At 69.9% G+C, this 19,522-nt stretch carries 16 protein-coding genes and 2 tRNA genes; 14 read left to right on the forward strand and 4 right to left on the reverse strand.

Translation table 11 applies throughout. The features are described 5' to 3' along the window. Nucleotides 1-249: 249 nt before the first annotated feature. The 3 genes from AC6EUL_RS03545 to AC6EUL_RS03555 form a co-directional block, all read right to left on the reverse strand. The gene (locus AC6EUL_RS03545) at nucleotides 250-4,050 is read right to left on the reverse strand and encodes an EAL domain-containing protein (RefSeq protein ID WP_499868910.1); all 3,801 of its coding nucleotides are present in this window, start codon (nucleotides 4,048-4,050) and stop codon (nucleotides 250-252) included. Nucleotides 4,051-4,359: 309 nt separating this feature from the next. Beyond that, nucleotides 4,360-5,871, reverse strand: a complete 1,512-nt coding sequence (locus tag AC6EUL_RS03550) for a sensor histidine kinase (RefSeq protein ID WP_499868912.1) — start codon at nucleotides 5,869-5,871, stop codon at nucleotides 4,360-4,362. Then, nucleotides 5,868-6,536 carry a response regulator transcription factor gene (locus tag AC6EUL_RS03555; protein WP_056212909.1) on the reverse strand — a complete coding sequence of 223 codons (669 nt, stop codon included), beginning with the start codon at nucleotides 6,534-6,536 and terminating at the stop codon, nucleotides 5,868-5,870. The genes AC6EUL_RS03550 and AC6EUL_RS03555 overlap by 4 nt, the downstream gene beginning before the upstream one ends. 165 nt (nucleotides 6,537-6,701) lie before the next feature. Between AC6EUL_RS03555 and AC6EUL_RS03560 the strand changes: the two genes are divergently transcribed. The 11 genes from AC6EUL_RS03560 (at nucleotide 6,702) to AC6EUL_RS03610 (ending at nucleotide 16,156) form a co-directional block, all read left to right on the forward strand. Continuing rightward, nucleotides 6,702-7,349 carry a DNA-binding protein gene (locus tag AC6EUL_RS03560; protein ID WP_499868914.1) on the forward strand — a complete coding sequence of 216 codons (648 nt, stop codon included), beginning with the start codon at nucleotides 6,702-6,704 and terminating at the stop codon, nucleotides 7,347-7,349. A gap of 52 nt (nucleotides 7,350-7,401) precedes the next feature. Beyond that, complete coding sequence (locus AC6EUL_RS03565; protein ID WP_499868916.1) at nucleotides 7,402-7,749, forward strand: hypothetical protein; 348 nt, start codon at nucleotides 7,402-7,404, stop codon at nucleotides 7,747-7,749. 82 nt (nucleotides 7,750-7,831) lie between these two features. Next, entirely contained in the window at nucleotides 7,832-8,296 is a 465-nt protein-coding gene (locus AC6EUL_RS03570; protein ID WP_499868918.1) for a hypothetical protein, read from the forward strand. A gap of 133 nt (nucleotides 8,297-8,429) precedes the next feature. Further along, nucleotides 8,430-8,843, forward strand: a complete 414-nt coding sequence (gene lanM, locus AC6EUL_RS03575; RefSeq protein ID WP_056349262.1) for a lanmodulin LanM — start codon at nucleotides 8,430-8,432, stop codon at nucleotides 8,841-8,843. 237 nt (nucleotides 8,844-9,080) lie between these two features. Beyond that, complete coding sequence (locus AC6EUL_RS03580) at nucleotides 9,081-9,998, forward strand: branched-chain amino acid ABC transporter permease (protein ID WP_055959172.1); 918 nt, start codon at nucleotides 9,081-9,083, stop codon at nucleotides 9,996-9,998. A gap of 3 nt (nucleotides 9,999-10,001) precedes the next feature. Further along, the gene (livM, locus tag AC6EUL_RS03585) at nucleotides 10,002-11,387 is read left to right on the forward strand and encodes a high-affinity branched-chain amino acid ABC transporter permease LivM (RefSeq protein WP_499868920.1); all 1,386 of its coding nucleotides are present in this window, start codon (nucleotides 10,002-10,004) and stop codon (nucleotides 11,385-11,387) included. Between the two features lie 104 nt (nucleotides 11,388-11,491). Further along, the gene (locus AC6EUL_RS03590; RefSeq protein WP_244476333.1) at nucleotides 11,492-12,316 is read left to right on the forward strand and encodes an ABC transporter ATP-binding protein; all 825 of its coding nucleotides are present in this window, start codon (nucleotides 11,492-11,494) and stop codon (nucleotides 12,314-12,316) included. Continuing rightward, a complete protein-coding gene (locus AC6EUL_RS03595; protein WP_056271855.1) occupies nucleotides 12,313-13,095 on the forward strand; it encodes an ABC transporter ATP-binding protein in 783 nt (260 codons plus the stop codon). Before AC6EUL_RS03590 ends, AC6EUL_RS03595 begins: the two co-directional genes overlap by 4 nt. Before the next feature lie 2 nt (nucleotides 13,096-13,097). Continuing rightward, on the forward strand, nucleotides 13,098-13,463 hold the full coding sequence (locus AC6EUL_RS03600) for a DUF6867 family protein (protein ID WP_056212921.1): 366 nt from the start codon (nucleotides 13,098-13,100) through the stop codon (nucleotides 13,461-13,463). 86 nt (nucleotides 13,464-13,549) lie between these two features. Next, complete coding sequence (locus AC6EUL_RS03605; protein ID WP_056212923.1) at nucleotides 13,550-14,671, forward strand: branched-chain amino acid ABC transporter substrate-binding protein; 1,122 nt, start codon at nucleotides 13,550-13,552, stop codon at nucleotides 14,669-14,671. Nucleotides 14,672-15,514: 843 nt separating this feature from the next. Beyond that, on the forward strand, nucleotides 15,515-16,156 hold the full coding sequence (locus AC6EUL_RS03610; RefSeq protein ID WP_499868923.1) for a DedA family protein: 642 nt from the start codon (nucleotides 15,515-15,517) through the stop codon (nucleotides 16,154-16,156). 238 nt (nucleotides 16,157-16,394) lie between these two features. Here the strand turns inward: AC6EUL_RS03610 and AC6EUL_RS03615 are convergent. Further along, nucleotides 16,395-16,470, reverse strand: a tRNA-Asn gene (locus AC6EUL_RS03615). A 346-nt stretch (nucleotides 16,471-16,816) separates the two neighbouring features. On the opposite strand from AC6EUL_RS03615, the gene AC6EUL_RS03620 reads away from it, so the two are divergent. The 3 genes from AC6EUL_RS03620 (at nucleotide 16,817) to AC6EUL_RS03630 (ending at nucleotide 19,481) form a co-directional block, all read left to right on the forward strand. Continuing rightward, nucleotides 16,817-16,890: transfer RNA gene (locus tag AC6EUL_RS03620), tRNA-Cys, on the forward strand. Between the two features lie 273 nt (nucleotides 16,891-17,163). Then, on the forward strand, nucleotides 17,164-17,814 hold the full coding sequence (locus AC6EUL_RS03625) for a protein-L-isoaspartate O-methyltransferase family protein (protein WP_056493678.1): 651 nt from the start codon (nucleotides 17,164-17,166) through the stop codon (nucleotides 17,812-17,814). A 299-nt stretch (nucleotides 17,815-18,113) separates the two neighbouring features. Continuing rightward, entirely contained in the window at nucleotides 18,114-19,481 is a 1,368-nt protein-coding gene (locus AC6EUL_RS03630; protein WP_244472546.1) for a TolC family outer membrane protein, read from the forward strand. The last annotated feature ends 41 nt before the right edge of the window (nucleotides 19,482-19,522 follow it).

Consider the following 19,522-nt stretch of genomic DNA (forward strand, 5'->3'; position numbering starts at 1 on the left):
AATCCTCTTCACAGAGGATCCGCAAGAGCAAAATCGCCGCCCACGCTTCTCTTTCTCAGATTCACTTGTCAAAGAACCGCAAACACACAAACAAAACAGCAAAGCTCGCCCAGAACCCCAGGCCCAAACCCCGCCAATCGTCAGGAGATGCAAAAGCAAGCCGCCAACCCCGTTGGCCGCCCGCCGATGAACCGGGGTATACGGATCCCCGAATCTCCTGTCAACAGCCTTGTGACAGAAACACGACGTTCAGGCCGCGTCGCGCAGGCCTTCGAGGAACCGACGTGCCTCCTCGGCCGGGAGGGGACGTCCGAGGAGGAAGCCCTGCGCCTCGGTGCAGCCTTCCTGGCGCACCCGCGCCATCTGCTCTTCCGTCTCGATTCCCTCGGCGGTGATGCTGGCGCCGAGCTGGGTGCCGAGGTCGACCACCGCCCGGACGATCGCGGCGGTGCCGGGATCGGCGATCTCGCGGATGAAGGACCGGTCGATCTTGATCCGGTCGAAGGGAAAGCGGCGCAGGTAGCTCAGGGAGGAGTAGCCGGTGCCGAAATCGTCGAGGGCGATCCGGACCCCGAGAGCCCGCAGGCGGTGCAGGCAGGCGAGGACCGCCTCGGCATCCTGCATCAGCACGCTTTCGGTGATCTCCAGTTCCAGGCGCCGCGCCGGCAGCCCGGAGGCCGACAGGGCGGCGACCACGCTCTGCTCCAGGTTCGCTTGCCCGAACTGGACCGCCGAGACGTTGACCGCGATGCGCCGGTCCCCTGGCCAGGAGGCCGCCTCGGTGCAGGCCTCCCGGAGGGCCCAGCTTCCGAGCTGACGGATCAGCCCGGTCTCCTCCGCAAGGGGAATGAAGGCGCCGGGCGCGATCATGCCCCGCACCGGATGCTGCCAGCGAAGCAGGGCCTCGAAGCCCTTCACGGCGCCGCTGTCGAGGTGCAGGACCGGCTGGTAGTGCAGGCTGAAGCCGCCCGTGCGCACCGCCTCGCGCATCTCCAGCTCGAGGAGGTTGCGCTGGGTCGTCGCCGCATCCATGGCCGCCTCGTAGAAGCGATAGGTGTTCCGGCCGGCCGCCTTGGCCCGGTACAGGGCGATGTCGGCGTTGCGGAACAGCGTGTCGGCGTCGGCGCCGTCCTGGGAGCCGAGGCCGATGCCGACGCTGACCCCGATCCCGACCCGGTGCCCGTCGAGGTCGACGGGCTGCTCCATCGCCTCGATGATGCGGCGCGCCGCGAGCCCCGCTTCCTGGGGATCGTCGAGGTCGGCCAGGATGATGGCGAATTCGTCGCCGCCCAGGCGCGCGACGGTGTCGCCCTCCCGGACCACGCTGCGCAGGCGGTCGGCCACCACGCGCAGGAGCGCGTCGCCGGCCGGATGACCGAGGGTGTCGTTGACGGCCTTGAAGCGATCGAGGTCGCAGGCCAGGACCGCGAAGCGGCCGCCCCGGCGATCGGCGCGGGCGAGGGCGTTGCTCAGGCCCTCCTTGAACAGGAGCCGGTTCGGCAGGCCGGTCAGCCCGTCATGCAGGGCCATATGGGCGATCCGGCCCTCTGCCAGCTTGCGCGCGGTGACATCCATCGTGAGCCCCACGATCTTCACCGGCTCGTTCGACTCCGGGTCGGTCACGACCCGGGCGAAGCTCTGGAGCCAGCGCGGCGGATCGCCTTCCGGCGCCGCCAGCCGGAACTCGCCGCTGTAGGATCCGCCCTCGGCGAGGCAGCGGTAGACCTGTCCGTACAGGACCGCGAGGTCGCCCGCATGGATGTGGCGGTCCCACGCGCCGATGCCGACCTCCACCGGCCTGTCGGCCGCGTGGCCCGCCGGCACCGGGAGGCCGTACATCCGCGCGCTGTCGACGGAGTGCCGGACGGTGCCGCCCTTCAGGTCCCAGGACCAGAGTCCGGCCCCGGCCGATTCCTGCGCGAGCCGCAGGAGGTTCGAGGTTTCCTCCAGGGCTTGGCGCGCCGTCACGATGTCGTCGATGTCGAGGGCCGTCCCGAGCAAGCCGACCATCACGCCGTCCTCCCGGATGGGCAGCATGACGAGCTTGTGCCAGCGATAGACGCCGTCGTGCCGGAGGAGGCGGCCTTCCATCTCGTAGGCATCCCCCAGCCGGCGGGCCTCGCTGAAGACCGCCTCCATCCGCGCGGCATCCTCCGGGTGATTGCGGGCGAGGCGGGCCTCCCGGGTGATGCCGATGGGTCCGTAGTAGTCCTCGAACCGCTGGTTGACGTAGGTGGCGGTGCCGTCGTGGAGGGAGACGACCCAGACGATCTGCGGCAGGGAATCGGCGAGCGCGCGGTACCGGGCCTCGCCCAGGCGCAGGGCCTGCTCGGCGGCGACGCGCTCGCTGACGTCGCGCGCGGCGGTGATGGTTTCGAAGGGCCGCCCCGCCTCGTCGCGCACGAGCCGCGTCTGCGCCTCCACCCAGATCCAGCGGCCATCGCGGTGGCGCAGGCGATGGGTGATGCGGCCCGTCTCGGTGCGCCCGGCCCGGAACGCCTCGAGGAACGCGCGCGTGGCGGGCGCATCCTCGGGGTGGAGCGAGGCCTCCAGGGGCAGGTTCAGCATCTCCTCGGGGCTGTAGCCGAGGAGATCGCGGGCGGCCGGAGAGACGTAGGTGCGGACGTTCGCGACGCTGCGCCGGACGATCATGTCGGAGACGGAATCCGCGAGGATGCGATACCGCCGCTCGCCCTCTCGGGTGCGGGCCTCCGCCGCCCGATGCTCCGTGACGTCGGTGAAGGTGTGCAGGATGCCGCCGTCGGGCAGGGTCACGCCCCGGACCTCGAGGGTGGTCCCGTCCGGACGCGGCCAGTCGATCCGCAGGGGCGTCCAGGCGCCGGTCGCATCGCGCAGGCGCGGCCGGCCGTCCTGGGCGGTCGGCATCGCCGAAAACTCGCCGCGCTCCGTCAGGTGCGCGAGGATGTCGGACAGGAGCGCCCCTTCGCACAGGATCGCCTCCGGCAGGTCCAGCAGTTGCAGGGCCCGCGGGTTGAGCAGCCGGACGCAGCCCTGCGCATCCATCATGATCAGGCCCTGGTCCATGGTCTCCAGGGTCGCGCGCAGGCGCAGGTCCTTCTCCCGCAGCTGCGCCTCGGAGGCAGCGAGGTCGGTGACGTCGAGGACGAGGCCGTAGAGCGCCGTGAGGCGGCCACCGGCATCGCGCTCCACCGCGCCCTGGACGATCACGTGACAGAGGCTGCCGTCCGGCCGGACGATGCGGGCCCGCCCCTGGTAGGCGGCGCCCTCGGGCCCGTCGCTCTCCAGGGCGTTGGCGATGCGGGCCGAGACCGCGGCCCGGTCGTCCGGATGGTAGTAGGCGAGGTGGTCGTCGAGGGAAATCTCGCCGCCGGGGGGCATCGGCCGCCCGAAGACACCGCATAGTCCCTCGGACCACGAGACGGTCCGGGCCCGCGCATGGATGCGCCAGTAGCCGATATGGGCGACGGACTCGGTCATCCGCTGGGCCTCGACCACGAGCTTGAGATCGGCGGCCTTGGCGGCAAGGAGCACCTCTGTTCGCTGGCGCTCCGCTCGCTCGATCTGACTCGCGCGCTGCGCGACGGTGAGTCGGAGGTGGGCCTCGACGACGGTGCCGAGGTCGCGCAGTTGCGCCACGCGGGTCGCGTCGAAATCGTCGCGCGGAACCGTGTCGATGAGGCAGAGCGTGCCGAGGGGCAGGCCGTCCGACAGGGCGAGGGGTACGCCCGCGTAGAACCGGGCCCGCGGCTCCCCGGTGACCAGGGGGCTCGACGCGAACTCGGCATCGGCCAGGATGTCGGGCAGGACCAGCACCGCGCCGGGCGCCCCCAGGATCGTCCGGTCGCAGAAGGCACCGGCCCGGGAGAGGGTGCCCCCCTCGGCGACGCCGCATCGCGCCTTGAGCGTATAGGTCTCGCTGCCGGCAAGGTTCACGAGGGCGATGGGCACGCCGAACAGAGCGCAGGCTGTCCGGCAGACGGCATCGAGATGCGCCTCCGGCGTACACTCCAAGAGTCTCAGGTCGTTGAGGATGGCCAGACGCTGCGCCTCGACGCTGGAGCTCGGCACGACAACCCTTTCTCACCGACGCACAATCCACGGAAACGCCGCGATCCGCGTCTCAGGACCCCGAAACCGGCAGGCCCCGCTGTCGATGACGGGTCCGAGCCGGCACAGGATGAACATCAACCGGTCTTGCGGACACCCGCGACGAAACCGCCCGATGCGAGACCATGCCGTGCCAGCCTTTCACTTTCCTTTATGCCCGTGACGTCTCGGCGACGGCCGTGCGTTCCTTGGTGGCGCACCGGCTCGTTTGTCCGGGAAGGCGGCGTTGCACACCGTCGACGTCGGTTCTTCGCGAGACATCGGCGCCCGTCACGCCGGCAAAAGCAACCGGGCACTGAGACCGCCGAGATCCGAGCGCGTGAGGCGCAAGCCCCCGCCGTACAGCTCGGCGAGCTCCCGGGTGATCGAGAGACCGAAGCCGTGGCCGGGCACGCTCTCGTCGAGGCGTCCGCCGGGCCGCACGGCGCGGGCGGCCGCCTCCGCGTCCAACCCGGGACCGTCATCCGCCACGGTCACGGCAATTCCCGCCTCCGTGGCGGCGGCCGAGACCCGGACGCGACCGCGGCTCCACTGGCAGGCATTGTCGATGAGGTTGCCGAGCATCTCGTCGATGTCCTGCGGATCGCAGGCCACCGCGAGGCCGGCCGGCAGGTCGAGCTCGAGGGCGAGGCGCTTCTCGGCGTAGAGGCGCCCGAAGGTGGTCCGCAGGTCGGCGAGGGGACCGGCGAGTTCGGTCCGGGTGCGGGTCGCGCCGCCCAACGCGGCGGCCCGGGCGCGCCGCAGGTGGTGGCGCACCTGCCGGTCCATGGCGCCGGCGAGCTCGGCGAGGCGACCATCCGGGTCGCGGGTCCGGTCCGAGAGGGCGAGGGTCAGGGTGGCGAGGGGCGTCTTCAGGCCATGGGCGAGGTTCGCCACGTGGGTGCGGGCCCGTTCGAGGTTTGCAGCGTTCTGGTCGAGGAGGGCGTTCACCTCGCCCACCAGGGGACGGATCTCGGCGGGCTGCGGGCCGGGGATCCGGGGCCGGCGTCCGGCCCGGACCTCGGCGATGTCCCGGCGCAGCTGCTCCAGGGGCCGCAGGCCGAGGCGGACCTGCAGGACGGTGCCGGCCACCAGGCAGAGACCGAGGATCCCCAGGATGGCCGCGAGGGTCAGACCGGCCTCGCGCAAGGGTCCGTTCAGGGCCTTGGCCGGGGCCGTGGCGATGAGGAGGGCCGGCGGCGTGTCCCCCTGGGCGGGCAGGACCTGGATGCGCAGGATCAGGGCTTCGCCCCAGGGGCCGGTGCCGTCGCCCGGCTGGGGGCGGTCCGGGTCCCGGTCACGGGGTGGCCGGGCCGAGCCCGAGCCGCCCGGGACCGAGCCGCCCAGGGCGGACGGGTCCGGCAGGCGCGGGTTGCGCGTCTCCAGGGATTCCCCCTGGAGGGACTCGGCCCGCAAGGTCCTGCCCCCCTGGCGAACCTGCCAGTACCAGCCGGAACGCGGGCGGTCGAAGGGCGGCCCGTCCAGGGCACGATCGAGGCGCAGGCGGTCGCCGGGGCCGCGCTCCAGGCTCGACGCCAGGGCGACGAGCTGGCTGTCGAGGCGGCTGTCGAGCTGGGTCCGGACGAAGCGGTGCAGGACGAGCCCGATGGCGAGGCCGGCGACCAGCAGGGCCACGGTGACGAGGCCGAGGGCGGCCAGGAGCAGGCGCCGCTGCAGGGAGCCGAGATGGAGGAGCCCGACGGGCTTCGGGGGCGGACCGGGCCGGTCGGACGGCGCGGGCTTGGCCGGCGGTTCGTGCCCAACCGCGCCGGCGTGCCCGGCAGGAGGCTTCGTCGGGGTCACGCGGGATCGCCCGGGAGCAGGCGATAACCGTGGCCACGCACCCCCTCGATCCGGGCGGGGGCGATCTTGCGGCGCAGGCGTGTGATGATGACCTCGACCGAGTTCGAATCGACGTCGGCATCGCCGTCATAGACCCGCTCGATGAGCTGGCTGCGCGGCATCACCCCGTCCTTGTGCAGGATCAGGCAGGACAGGACACGCCATTCGAGGCCGGTGAGCTTCAGGGGCAGGCCGTCGCGCTCGAAGGTCCCGAGGCCGGATTCGTAGGAGAGGGGACCGCAGGTGACGCGGGACGCCCCGTGCGCGGTCGCCCGGCGCACCAGGGCACGCAGGCGGATCACCAGCTCCTCGACCCGGAACGGCTTGACCAGGAAGTCGTCGGCCCCCGCCTTGAAGCCCGCGACCTTGTCGCTCCAGCCGTCCCGCGCCGTGAGGACGAGGACCGGCACGGTTCGGCCAGCCGCCCGCCAGGCCTGGAGGACGGTGAGCCCGTCGCGCCTGGGCAGGCCGAGATCGAGCACCACCGCGTCGTAGGTCTCGGTCTCTCCGAGATGCTGCGCGTCCTCGCCGTTCGCCGCGTGGTCGAGGGCGAAGTTCTCGGCCCGCAGGGCCTTGGCGATCTCGGCGGCGAGCGGCGCATCGTCCTCCACCAGCAGGAGTTTCATGGCGTGGTGTCCGTGGGTGGAAGGGCGAAGGTGGACCGGCGAGCGGCCTACGCCGCGTCGTTTAACGGGGGCTGAACCGTGCGGTTCAGATCGGGTTGGAGGCCCTGACCTAGAACGGCGTCAACCCGAGAGGGCAACCGCCGAACCCCGGAAGGACAGGCCACCATGACCGAGACCGCCCAGACCCCCGCGCCCGCCAGCCTCACCCCGACCCCGAAGCCCTCGCGCCGCGCTCTCGTCGTCGGCGCCATCGCGGCGCCCCTCGCCTTCGGCGCGGTCGGCCTGTCGCTCGCCCAGACCGGAGCCTCGGTGATGACGCCGGTGGCGCCCACGGCGATCTCCGCCCTGGAGGCTTCGGGCTCCATCGCCGCCAAGGGCGACGTCGCCGAGATCTACGGCAACAAGTTCGTGATGCAGGACGGCACCGGCAAGGCGCTGGTCGAGACCGGCCGCCAGGGGGAGGGGGGCGCCCTGGTGAAGCCCGGCGAGGCCATCACCGTGCAGGGCCGGTTCGAGAACGGCTTCCTCCACGCCCTGCTGATCACCCGCGCCGATGGCAGCCAGGTGCGCGTCGGCCCCGCCGGCGGCCCACCCGCCGGAACCCTGGACTGGGCCAAGGACAAGGTGGGCCTCGGGGCGAAGCCCGACGTGCCGGCCCTGACCGCCCGCGTCGAGGCGGCCGGCTACTCCGACATCCGGGTCACCGGACGGGGGCCGCGTCACCTCGAGGTCGCCGCACGCGGCACCGATGGGCGCGAGCGCCAGCTCCATGTCGGCTTCGACGGTCAGGTCCGCGAGAAGCGGGTCTTCTGAGCGTCCCCTGCGCCGTCTCCCCCCTTCGATCTCACCCGGCAGGACATCCATCATGACGAAGACCACAGCCCTCCTCGGCGCCGCCGCGATCCTGATCGCCGGCGCGGCCGTCGCCCAGCCGGCCCCGCTGCCCGGCGGTCCGCGCCCCGGGCCGGAAGCCGGCGCTCCTCCCGGCGGCCCCCGGCGCGGTCCCGATGCACCGCCGCCGCCGAAAGCCGCCCATTTCCGCCTGGAGCGGGGCGAGACCGCCGTCGACGTGAAGTGCGCCGACGAGGAGCCCATGAAGGCCTGCGCCGACCTGACCCTGCAGATGCTCGACCGCCTCGCCGCGCTGCCGCAGCCGGACGCGTCGAAGACCGACGGGTCCAGGCCAGAAGCGGCCAAGCCCGACGCCCGCTGATCCCACCCCGAACAGCGATGCGGCGGCTCCCCGAGCCGCCGCATCGCGACCTCCCTCCTTCGACAGAGAGCACCCTATCCTGATGCCCCCAACATGCAGCACGCACGGAACGATCTGGGCCCTATTCGGCCACCGCCTCGCGATCGAGTCCCCCGAGGGCCGCGTCCTCGTAGATCTCGGCCCGGAGGGCGCCAGGGCGCTCGCCCTCGCGGGCGTGACGCTGACGCCGGGCGACGCCATCGCGGTGACCGGCGAGCGGAAGCCCTCGGAGATCAAGGCCATCGCCATCACGGCTCCGGATGGGACGCGGCACGCCATCGCCCGGCCGCGTCCCGAAGACGGCGATGCGGGTCAGGCCGATCCGACGGTCGCCTTCGCGGCACTCCGAAAGGCGGGCTTTCAGGTCGAGGGGGAGGCCCGACGCAGGAGAAAGCATTTCGAGATCCGTGCCCGGAAGGACGGCGGGTATGTCGAGGCGCACGTCACCTTCGCGGGGGTGATCCGCAAGACGAAGGCCCTGTCCGGGGCCGCCGCGCCGACCGGCTGACCAAGCGTCATGGCGCCGGGCCGAAGGGGGACCACCGGCCCGGACGCGATACTGCATTGCAACAGCAAGCTTTCGCCGCTCCATTTCAGCGTGATAGATCGGCAATCGTTACTGCTGATACGGAGCTCTTCGCATGTCCCATCTGTCCCGCCTCGCCGTCGTCCTGGGTGCCGCCGCCCTCGCGCTTCCCCTGGCCATCCCGGCTTCCGCCAAGGGTCCGGGCGCATCGAAGGTGATCTCGATGGTCGACACCGACAACGACGGCACCATCGACCTCAAGGAGGCCCAGGCCGTGGCCGGCGCCCTCTTCGACAAGCTGGAATCCGACAAGGACGGCACCGTCGACGCCAAGGAGCTCAAGGGCCGCGTCAGCAAGAAGGCCCTCAAGGCCGCCGACCCGGATTCGGACGGCACTCTCGACAAGACCGAGTTCCTTGCCCTGGTCGAGGCCCGCTTCAAGGCCGCCGATCCGGACAACGACGGCACCCTCGACGCCAAGGAGTTGAAGACCCCAGCCGGCAAGGCCCTGGTCTCCCTCCTCAAGTAAGTCCGACCGGTGCCTCGGGCACCGGAGCACGACCCACCTCCCGGGACGGCCCGGCGCTCCCAGCGCCGGGCCGTTCGCGTTTCAGGGTCCGGGAAAGCTCACCCCGGGACTCGCCGCGAGGATTGACCGGAGGCGGCAGTTCAGAACATTCCAGGCTGGCACGCCATTCGCAAACAGCGTCTGCCGATCGCAGACAGCGTTCGCCGATGGCTGCGCCGTCGAAACGAAGGCCGGTTCATGGAATTTTTCGCCCAGCAGTTCATCAACGGCCTGACGCTCGGGTCGATCTACGGGTTGATCGCCCTGGGCTACACCATGGTCTTCGGCATCATCGGGATGGTGAACTTCGCCCATGGCGACGTGTTCATGCTCTCATCCTTCATTGCCCTGATCTTCTTCCTCATCCTCACGTCCTGGCTCGGGCTGACCTCGGTCGCCCTGGTGTTCCTGATCGTGCTGGTGCTCGCCATGATCCTCACGGCTCTCTGGGGCTGGGCGATCGAGCGGGTCGCCTACCGGCCCCTGCGCGGCTCCTTCCGCCTCGCGCCGCTGATCTCGGCCATCGGCGTGTCGATCTTCCTGTCGAACTTCGTCCAGGTGGTGCAGGGCGCCCGCAACAAGCCGGTGCCGCCCCTCGTCCGAGACGTCATCGTGCTCTATCAGAACGAGCAGTACACCGTGACCCTGTCCTACAAGCAGGCGATCATCATGACGACGACGGCGCTGCTGCTCGCCGGCTTCTGGTACCTCGTGCAGCGCACCTCCTTCGGCCGCGCCCAGCGCGCCTGCGAGCAGGACCGGCGGATGGCGGCCTTGCTCGGCATCAACGTCGACCGGACGATCTCGCTGACCTTCGTGCTGGGCGCGGCGCTCGCCGCCGTCGCCGGCACCCTCTACCTCCTCTATTACGGCGTGGTCTCGTTCTCGGACGGGTTCGTGCCCGGCGTGAAGGCCTTCACCGCGGCGGTGCTCGGCGGCATCGGCTCGCTGCCCGGCGCGGTCCTCGGGGGCCTGATCATCGGCCTGATCGAGACCTTCTGGTCGGCCTACTTCTCGATCGAGTACAAGGACGTGGCCGCGTTCCTGATCCTCATCGTGGTGCTCATCTTCAAACCATCCGGCATCCTCGGACGCCCCGAAGTCGAGAAGGTCTGAGCCATGGCGCAAGGATCGACGACTCACGGATCGACCATCGGTGCGGTGTCCCCCACCGTCGGCCGCCGCTCCGCCGCGGCCCTGCCGGAGATGCTCAAGGATTCCGCCCTCTTCGCCCTGGTGACGCTCGGGTTGAGCATCCCGGTGGTGGCCTACCGCACCGATCTCGGGCAGGGCACCGGCCTTGAACTCACCGGTCGCTGGGGAGTCGTCGCGGGCCTCTGCCTCGCGGTGTTCGTGCTGCGCCTCGGCCAGCGCCTGCTGCTGGGCGAGGTCGCGCGCCGGCGGGAGGCCCACCGCCTCGCGACCGTCGATGCGACCCCGGTCGTCGCCCGGGCCGGCCGCGTCCTCGGTCCGCTGACGCTGGCCGTCGCGCTCACCCTGCCGCTGCTTGCCACCCTCGGCTCGGGCGGCCTGTCGGAGGGGCGCTACTGGATCGACCTCGGAATCCTCATCCTGACCTACGTCATGCTCGGATGGGGCTTGAACATCGTCGTCGGCCTCGCCGGGCTGCTCGACCTCGGCTACGTCGCGTTCTACGCGGTGGGGGCCTATTCCTACGCGCTGCTCTCCACCGTGTTCGGGCTCTCGTTCTGGATCTGCCTGCCGCTGGCCGGCCTGTTCGCCGCCGCCTTCGGGGTGCTGCTCGGCTTTCCGGTGCTGCGCCTGCGGGGCGACTACCTCGCCATCGTGACCCTCGCCTTCGGCGAGATCATCCGCCTCGTCCTGATCAACTGGGTCGACTTCTCCGGCGGGGCCGCCGGCCTGTCCTCGATTCCCCGCGCCAGCTTCTTCGGCATCCCGTTCACGGCCGGGGAGGGCGGCTTCGCCCAGACCTTCGGGCTGAGCTTCAGCCCGATGCACCGGATCGTCTTCCTCTACTACCTGATCCTGGTGCTGGCGCTGATCACCAACCTCGTCACCCTGCGCATGCGTCGCCTGCCCCTGGGGCGTGCCTGGGAGGCCCTGCGCGAGGACGAGATCGCCTGCCGCTCGCTGGGCATCGACACTACGATGACGAAGCTCACCGCCTTCGCGCTCGGCGCGATGTTCGCGGGCTTCGCCGGCTCGTTCTTCGCCGTGCGCCAGGGCTTCGTCAGCCCCGAAAGCTTCAACTTCCTCGAGAGCGCGATCATCCTGGCCATCGTGGTTCTCGGCGGCATGGGCAGCCAGGTCGGCGTCGCCATCGCGGCGATCGTCATGGTCGGCGCCCCGGAACTGCTGCGCAACCTGTCCTTCCTCAAGGCCGTGTTCGGCGAGGGCTTCGACCCGAACGAGTACCGCCTGCTGCTGTTCGGCCTCGCCATGGTGTGCATGATGGTCTGGCGCCCGCGCGGGCTCATCTCCGAGCGCTCGCCCTCGGTCCGCCTCGGGGGGCGCACCGCATGACGCGCGCCACTGGTACCACCCGCCTCGCCACCCTGCGGGACGCGCCCCCGGCCGCGAATCCGGGCGGCCCGGTCGACCCGATCCTCGTGGTCGACCACCTGACCATGCGGTTCGGCGGCCTCACCGCCGTCGGCGACCTCTCCTTCAAGGTCGGGCGCGGCGACATCACCGCGCTGATCGGCCCGAACGGCGCCGGCAAGACCACGGTCTTCAACTGCATCACCGGCTTCTACAAGCCGACCGAGGGCATGATCCGCTTAGCGCAGGCCGGCGGCGAGACCTACCTGCTGGAGCGCCTGCCGGGCCACGACGTCAACCGCCTCGCCCGGGTCGCCCGCACCTTCCAGAACATCCGCCTGTTCCCGCAGATGACCGTGCTGGAGAACCTGCTGGTCGCCATGCACAAGCCCCTGATGCGGGCCTCCGGCTTCTCCCTCGCGGGCATCCTCGGCCTGCCGGGCTATCGCCGGGCGCAAGGTGAGGCGATCGCCAAGGCCGCCGGCTGGATCGCGCGCATCGGCCTGACCCACCGGGCCGACGAGCCGGCGGGCGATCTGCCCTATGGCGACCAGCGCCGCCTGGAGATCGCCCGCGCCATGTGCACGGACCCGGTGCTGCTCTGCCTCGACGAGCCGGCCGCCGGCCTCAACCCGCGGGAATCGGCAGACCTCAACACCCTTCTGCGGATGATCCGCGACGAGTACGGCACCTCGGTGCTGCTCATTGAGCACGACATGTCGGTGGTGATGCAGATCTCCGACCGCATCGTGGTGCTCGATTACGGCGTCAAGATCGCCGACGGCACGCCGGACGAGATCCGCAACGACACCCGGGTGATCGCGGCCTATCTCGGCGTCGACGACGAGGAGGTGGCGGCGGTGGAAGCGGAAGTCGGACTTGCCGGAACCTCTACGGGATTAACGGCATGAGCGTCGCGGGCATCAACGTGCTGGTGGACGAGACCCGCGCCCGGATGGACGCCGCGAAAGCGCCGCTGCTCAGCGTGCGTGGCGTCTCGGCCTATTACGGCAGCATCCGCGCCCTGAAGGGCGTCGACATCGACGTGCACGCGGGCGAGATCGTCGCCCTGATCGGCGCCAACGGGGCCGGCAAGTCCACCCTGATGATGACGATCTTCGGCCAGCCCCAGGCGCGCGAGGGCACCATCACCTTCGCAGGGCAGGACATCACCAAGCTGCCGACCCACGAGATCGCCCGGCTCAACCTGGCGCAGTCTCCCGAGGGAAGGCGGATCTTCTCCCGAATGACGGTGCGCGAGAATCTGCAGATGGGCGCGGCCGTCAACGGGGGGAAGCATTTCGCCGAGGACCTCGAGCGGATGTGCACCCTGTTCCCGCGCCTGCGCGAGCGTATCGACCAGCGCGGCGGCACCATGTCGGGCGGCGAGCAGCAGATGCTCGCCATCGCCCGAGCGCTGATGAGCCGGCCGCGCCTGCTCATGCTCGACGAGCCCTCGCTGGGCTTGGCGCCCCTGGTGGTCAAGCAGATCTTCTCCGCCGTGCGCGACCTCAACGCCCGCGAAGGCCTGACCGTGTTCATCGTGGAGCAGAACGCCTATCATGCCCTCAAGCTGGCGCATCGCGGCTACGTCATGGTCACGGGGGCGGTCACGATGAGCGGCACCGGCCAGGCCCTTCTCGACGACCCGCAGGTGAAGGCTGCCTATCTCGAGGGGGGATCGCACTGAGCATGGCCGACGGTTTCAGCCTCGATCTGCGCACCCTCGGAATCTTCCTCCTCATCACCGTGGCGATGGGCGGGGGTGCGGCCTGGATGACCGGCAGCGGGCTCGCCCGCGGCTGGCGGCCGTTCTGGCACTGCGTTCTGGCCCTGCTGCTGATCGCGGCGGTGACGCGGTTCCTCCACTACGCGCTGTTCGAGGACCCGCTGCTGTCGCTGCCGGCTTACCTTGTCGACGCGGCGGTCGTCCTCGCCATCGGGGCCGTGGCCTACCGCTACACCCGCACCGGACAGATGACCCGGCAATATGCCTGGCTCTACGAACGCACCGGACCGCTGAGCTGGCGGGACCGGACGAGCGCGCCGACGCCGTGACGGCGCGTCGCGAGACCACACCGCGTGTTGGCGACCGTGCCGGCGAAGCGAACGCCCGGTCCGGCGCCTCAAGAGGGGAAACGAGCATGAAGTCACTGTTTTCAGCCGGCGTCGCCCTTAGCCTGATGCTGGCGGCCACCGCCGCTCAGGCCGAGATCAAGATCGGCGTGGTGGTCCCCGTCACTGGTCCCAACGCCGCCTTCGGTGCGCAGATCAAGACCGGGGCCCAGCAGGCCATCGCCGACATCAACAAGGCCGGCGGCGTCAACGGCGAGAAGCTGGTGATGACGGTCGGCGACGACGCCTCCGATCCGAAGCAGGGCGTCTCGGTGGCCAACAAGTTCGCCTCCGAGGGCGTGAAGGCCGTGGTCGGCGCCTTCAACTCGGGCGTCTCGATCCCGGTCTCGGACGTGCTGCAGGAAGCCGGCATCGTCGAGGTCAGCCCGGCCTCCACGGCGATCAAGTATACCGAGCGCGGCAACTGGAACACCTTCCGCACCTGCGGCCGCGATGACCAGCAGGGCGCGGTGGCGGGGGCGTATCTCGCCGAGAAGTTCAAGGGCAAAAAGATCGCCTTCGTCCACGACAAGACCCCCTACGGCAAGGGCTTGGCCGACGAGACCCTGAAGGCCCTGAAGGCCAAGGGCGGCACCAACGTGCTGTACGAGGGCATCAACCCGGGCGAGAAGGACTTCTCGGCCCTGGTCTCGAAGCTGAAGCAGGCCAATGTCGACGTGGTCTATTTCGGCGGTCTCTACACCGAGGCCGGCCTGCTGATCCGCCAGATGCGCGACCAGAGCCTGCAGGCGCCGCTGATGGGCGGCGACGGCATCGCCGACCGCGAATTCGCCCAGGTGGCAGGCCCGGGCTCCGACGGCACCCTGATGACCTTCTCGCCGGATGCCCGCAAGAACCCGAAGTCGAAGGCCACCGTCGACGCCTTCAAGGCGATGAACTTCGACCCCGAGGGCTACACCCTCTACTCCTACGCCGCCATGCAGATCCTCGCCGACGCGATGAAGGCGACGAAGTCCACCGACGGCCAGAAGGTCGCCGCCTACATGCACGAGGGCAAGCCCTTCAACACGGTGATCGGCGACATCGCCTACGACAAGAAGGGCGACATCACCCGCCCGGACTACGTGATGTACATGTGGAAGAAGGGCGCCGACGGCTCGATCAACTACGCCGGGAACGAGCAGCCGTAGGCTCCGCCGAGCGTCGTCGACGATCGGGGCCGGGGGCGCGATCCCCCGGCCTTTTTCGTGCGGGGCCGCGAAGGCTCCGGGCGCGACGAACCTGCACACCCCGTCAGCCGGCCACAGCGCCAGGTCGGCTCCGGTTGTCGCAACGGGTCGTGGGCGGTTCTCCGCGTCCGCGCGCATTCCACCCCGACGGAGCAGGTATAGCCACACGCGCCGGAAGACCGACGTCCCCCGTGACGCCGACCCCGAGGGCGGCGTCGACCCGGACCATCGTCCACGCAAGATCGCCTGACGAGCTGGAGACGGAGGCTCCGAGACCTCCGCGCCCAGGCGACATCCCAACGACGGAGCGATGACCGTGAGGCGACATGGCTCCCGGTCGCCGCATGCCAGACCTGTTCTCGCCGAACCCCCGGGAGGGTTAACGGGCCGGTCCGCTTCCGGTACCCCAAGCTGTGCCGTTGGACTGGCACGCCACTTGAGGAGCCTGGATGACCCTAGACGTGCAGCACGATCGCTCTGCCTCGCCGCTCGCAACCGTCTCTCACGAGATCTATCCGTCCCCATTGCCAAGTCCAGAGCATCCGGGCGACGACGCTCCGGTGCCTGCGCCCGATACGCCGACCGCCCCGAGCTTCGAAAGCGACTGTTTCGCGGGTTTCGGCTCCTTCAGCTGATCCCCCAACAGAGTAGCGCTCCGCCTCCGGCAATGGTCCGGGGGCAGGGCGTTGCGGGCACCGCAGGATAGCGGTGACCCAATCTTCAGGCACGGCTCAGCCACAGCTGAGCCCCGTTCCCGCCATGTTCGCCCGCTCTGTGTCGCGGGATTGCCGAACGGGAATGCCCATGTCCTTCCTCACGAACCTGCCCATCGCCGACCTGATCGCCAGCTACGGTTATATCGCGATCTTCGTCGTCATCGCCCTGGAGAGCGCGGGCGTACCGCTGCCGGGCGAGACGATCCTGATTTCGTCGGCGGTCTATGCCGGCAGCACCGGCCAGTTGAACATCGGCCTGATCATCCTGGCGGCCGCGGCGGCCGCGATCCTGGGCGACAATCTCGGCTACTGGGTCGGCCGCCGCTGGGGCATGCCGCTCCTGCTGCGCTATGGCCATCTGATCGCCCTGGATCACGGCCGCCTCAAGCTCGGGCAGTATCTCTTTCGCGAGCATGGCGGGAAGATCGTCTTCTTCGGCCGCTTCACCGCGATGCTGCGCGCCTATGCAGCCGTCCTCGCGGGCGTGAACAAGCTCGATGCCCGCCGCTTCCTGATCTTCAACGGCCTCGGCGGCATCGCCTGGGCAACGATCATGGGCCTCGGCTCGTATTACTGCGGCCGCTCGATCGAGCATGTCGCCGGGCCCGTGGGCCTCGCCCTGCTGGCCGTGGTGATCTTCGGCGGCCTCGCCCTCTGGCTGTTCGTGCGCAAGCGCGAGACGCGCCTGCTGGCGGAGGCCGAGAGCGCGATCCCCGGCCCACTGACCTGATCGACGCCCCCCCGAGACGAACCCCGTCGGCCTCCGAGGCCGGCGGGGTTCGTCGTTCGCGGACAAGTGCGAGAGGCGCGACGCCGGAAGAGAGCAGGCTTTACCGAGAACATCGCCGTGCAGCGTACTCGACGAAGGCGTCGAACCAGCGGCTGCGAGGATGCGGGGCCAGATTCCAGGATCGGCTCAACCGCTCTAGCTGACTCATCAAGAGTACAGCCAAGTCTTGAAGAAAGATTGGCTCCCCGAGCAGGACTCGAACCTGCGACAAAGCGATTAACAGTCGCTTGCTCTACCAACTGAGCTATCGGGGACCGCGATCGGGGGTCTACACAGCGCTTCGCCGGGACGCAAGAGTGTCTGGACCGGTGATTTGACGATTCCGTCACATTTTTTGACCGGCGCCCGGGGCGTTGCCGGAAATCCTCGCGACCCGGACTGGAGCCGCGTGGAACCGGAGGCGGGGGATCGAGGCGCAGGACCGAAGATGGTCCCACCGAGGCGTGCGAAGGGGGGACGCATCCGTCCGTGCAGCCTAATTTGCAGAGATCGTTCAAAGGCCGTTGCCCTCACGCGGGGGGCTCTGCTAGAGACCGCTCTCCCCGAGCCGGCCGCCCGGACGGGGGTCGCCGGACGAGCCCCTCGGGGCGGTGCGACAGAGGCCTCGTGGCGGAGTGGTTACGCAGAGGACTGCAAATCCTTGTACGGGGGTTCGATTCCCTCCGAGGCCTCCAACTTTTCTATTGCCGGCGCGACCGGCGTCCCATTCGACGAACGAGATCCCGCCGGTACCGGCGCCAAGTGTTCGGCGGCCCGGGTGGACAGAAACGATCGCCGCGGCCGAGGCCCGGAAGATCCGCTCCTGCGTGTCAGCGGGGCGCCTCCGGGAACCTTGCGTTTTCGCCATTGATCCACGACAACCCGCAAGCTTCGGCGTGGCCGCCCGGCCGCCCGGAAGGACAGAGCGGCGCCCGGCGCCGGCTCAGGGTCGAGGGAAGACGGCATCCATGCTCGATTACGCGCAGGCACGACGCCTCATGGTCGATTGTCAGTTGCGGACCTTCGACGTGAACGACGTCCCGGTCCTCGACGCCTTCGGAGAGGTTGCCCGCGAGCGTTTCGTGCCGCCGGGCCGCGAGGACTTCGCCTATATCGACCAGACCCTGCGGCTCGGCCGGACGGGCCGCGCGATGCCGGCACCGATGCTGCTCGCCCGCATGATCCAGGCCCTGGCGATCCAGCCGGGCGACACCGCCCTCGATGCCGCCACGGGCTACGGCTACGGCGCCGCGATCCTCGCGCGGCTCGGTGCCGACGTCGTGGCCCTCGAGTCCGATGCCGATCTCGCGACGGGCGCCCGCGAACGCCTGACCGGCCTCGACCGCGTCACGGTCGTCGAAGGACCGCTCGAGGCCGGCGTCCCGCAGAGTGCACCGTACGATGCGATCCTGGTGAACGGCCGCGTGGAGACGCGTCCGCAGCCCCTTCTGGACCAGTTGAAGGACGGCGGTCGCCTCGTCTGCGTGATGGGCCGGGACCGGGCCGCGAAAGCGACCCTGTTCGTGCGGGCCGGCGACGCCTTCGGCGCGCGCCCCCTCTTCGATGCCGCGCTCCCGGCCCTCGGCGCCTTCGCGGACGCGGTCGATTTCGCGTTCTGACCTCCGCAGAGCTGCCAAAAGGACCGCTTCGTCGCCATCGATACCGTGGAACGGAGACCGGTTTCGCGCACCGCATGCCTCGGAGGTAACCCGAAAGGAGTGTCGCTTTTTTGCGGCACCCCTGACGGATTCACGCAATGCACAGCAAGCGGCCGGTGCTCTGCCGGTCAAGGTCGGGTAGTCTCCGCATCGAGGCGGGCAACCCGGTATCGCGCCCAGGCGCGGCGGCCTTCTGTGAGGCCGTCCGGTTCATCGAGAAACCGCAAGGGCTGATGAGCGTGAGAGATTCGAAACCTGCGATGCGCACGAGGCTTCGGCCGGCCGGCCTCGCCGTATTGGCGGTCGCCCTGGCGAGCCCGGCCGGTGCCGAGACGCTGGAGAGCGCACTCTCGCGGGCGTACGCCGCCAATCCGACTTTGAATTCCGGCCGCGCCGGCGTGCGCGCCACCGACGAGAACGTCGCGCAAGCCAAATCCGGTTATCGGCCCACCGTCAGCCTCGATGCCGATATCGGCCTGGCACAGACGGACGGCCAAGTCTCGAGGGTTCGTCTCAACCAGGTCACGAGGCCAGGGGGTGCGGGCCTCACCGTCAATCAGACCCTGTTCAACGGCTTTCGCACCGACAACCAGACCCGTCAGGCGGAATCGGACGTGCTCCGCGTCCGGGAGGCGCTACGTGCCACCGAAATGAACACGCTGTTCAACGCCGCCCAGTCCTACATGTCGGTCCTCAGCGACACGGCGAACCTAGAGCTGCGCCGGAACAACGTCGAGGTGCTCGAGGAGCAGCTTCGCCAGACTCGCGACCGCTTCAACGTCGGTGAGGTGACCCGCACCGACGTCGCCCAGGCCGAGGCCCGTCTCGCCGGCGCGCGCTCCGACGTCAGCGGCGCCGAGGCGACCCTGCGCGCCAGCATCGGCACCTACCGCCGCTACATCGGCGTGGAGCCGCGCCAGCTTGCCCCCGGCCGCCCCCTCGACCGCTACGTTCCCGCCAGCCTCGATGCCGCGATCAATATCGGCCTCAAGGAGCACCCGCAGATTCTGTCGTCCCTCCACCTCGTCGATGTGGCCGAGGCCCAGGTGAAGGTCCTGGAAGGCGCGCTGTACCCGACCGCCGGCCTGCAGGGCTCGGTCCAGCAGCGCTACGACAGCCAGTTCCCGGGCGACAACGCGGTCAGCGCCTCGATCGTCGGGCGCCTGTCGATCCCCCTCTACGAGGGCGGCCAGACCTACTCGCAGATCCGCCAGGCCAAGGAGACGGTCGGCCAGCGCCGGCTCGATGCCGAGGACACCCGCGATCAGGTCCGCTCGGCCATCGTGACGGCCTGGGGCCAGCTCGAGGCCTCCAAGGCCCAGGTCATCGCCTCGCAGGCGCAGGTGCAGGCCAACGAGGTGGCTCTGAACGGCGTGCGCGAGGAGGCCCGCGTGGGCCAGCGCACCACCCTCGACGTCCTGAACGCGCAGCAGGAGTTGCTGAACGCCCGCACGAACCTGATCGTCGCCCAGCGCAACCGGGTGATCTTCTCCTACGGGGTCGTCCAGGCGATCGGCCGCCTGACGGTGCGCTTCACGGCGCTGCCGGTGGCGGTCTACAGCCCGAAGGAACACTTCGATCAGGTCAAGGACCTCTGGTACGGCGTGCGCACACCCGACGGACGCTGAGGTTCGGCGACCACGCGGTCGCCGCAATTCGCGCTGTGCTG

It is taken from the genome of Methylobacterium sp. 001424705 (genome assembly GCF_059816145.1).

Excerpts from the sequence above, each read along its gene's own strand:
- AC6EUL_RS03555 (WP_056212909.1), bottom strand. The coding sequence starts at position 6,536 with ATGAAACTCCTGCTGGTGGAGGACGATGCGCCGCTCGCCGCCGAGATC.
- AC6EUL_RS03560 (WP_499868914.1), top strand. The coding sequence starts at position 6,702 with ATGACCGAGACCGCCCAGACCCCCGCGCCCGCCAGCCTCACCCCGACC.
- AC6EUL_RS03565 (WP_499868916.1), top strand. The coding sequence starts at position 7,402 with ATGACGAAGACCACAGCCCTCCTCGGCGCCGCCGCGATCCTGATCGCC.
- AC6EUL_RS03570 (WP_499868918.1), top strand. The coding sequence starts at position 7,832 with ATGCCCCCAACATGCAGCACGCACGGAACGATCTGGGCCCTATTCGGC.
- lanM (WP_056349262.1), top strand. The coding sequence starts at position 8,430 with ATGTCCCATCTGTCCCGCCTCGCCGTCGTCCTGGGTGCCGCCGCCCTC.
- AC6EUL_RS03580 (WP_055959172.1), top strand. The coding sequence starts at position 9,081 with ATGGAATTTTTCGCCCAGCAGTTCATCAACGGCCTGACGCTCGGGTCG.
- livM (WP_499868920.1), top strand. The coding sequence starts at position 10,002 with ATGGCGCAAGGATCGACGACTCACGGATCGACCATCGGTGCGGTGTCC.
- AC6EUL_RS03590 (WP_244476333.1), top strand. The coding sequence starts at position 11,492 with ATGCGGTTCGGCGGCCTCACCGCCGTCGGCGACCTCTCCTTCAAGGTC.
- AC6EUL_RS03595 (WP_056271855.1), top strand. The coding sequence starts at position 12,313 with ATGAGCGTCGCGGGCATCAACGTGCTGGTGGACGAGACCCGCGCCCGG.
- AC6EUL_RS03600 (WP_056212921.1), top strand. The coding sequence starts at position 13,098 with ATGGCCGACGGTTTCAGCCTCGATCTGCGCACCCTCGGAATCTTCCTC.
- AC6EUL_RS03605 (WP_056212923.1), top strand. The coding sequence starts at position 13,550 with ATGAAGTCACTGTTTTCAGCCGGCGTCGCCCTTAGCCTGATGCTGGCG.
- AC6EUL_RS03610 (WP_499868923.1), top strand. The coding sequence starts at position 15,515 with ATGTCCTTCCTCACGAACCTGCCCATCGCCGACCTGATCGCCAGCTAC.
- AC6EUL_RS03625 (WP_056493678.1), top strand. The coding sequence starts at position 17,164 with ATGCTCGATTACGCGCAGGCACGACGCCTCATGGTCGATTGTCAGTTG.
- AC6EUL_RS03630 (WP_244472546.1), top strand. The coding sequence starts at position 18,114 with ATGCGCACGAGGCTTCGGCCGGCCGGCCTCGCCGTATTGGCGGTCGCC.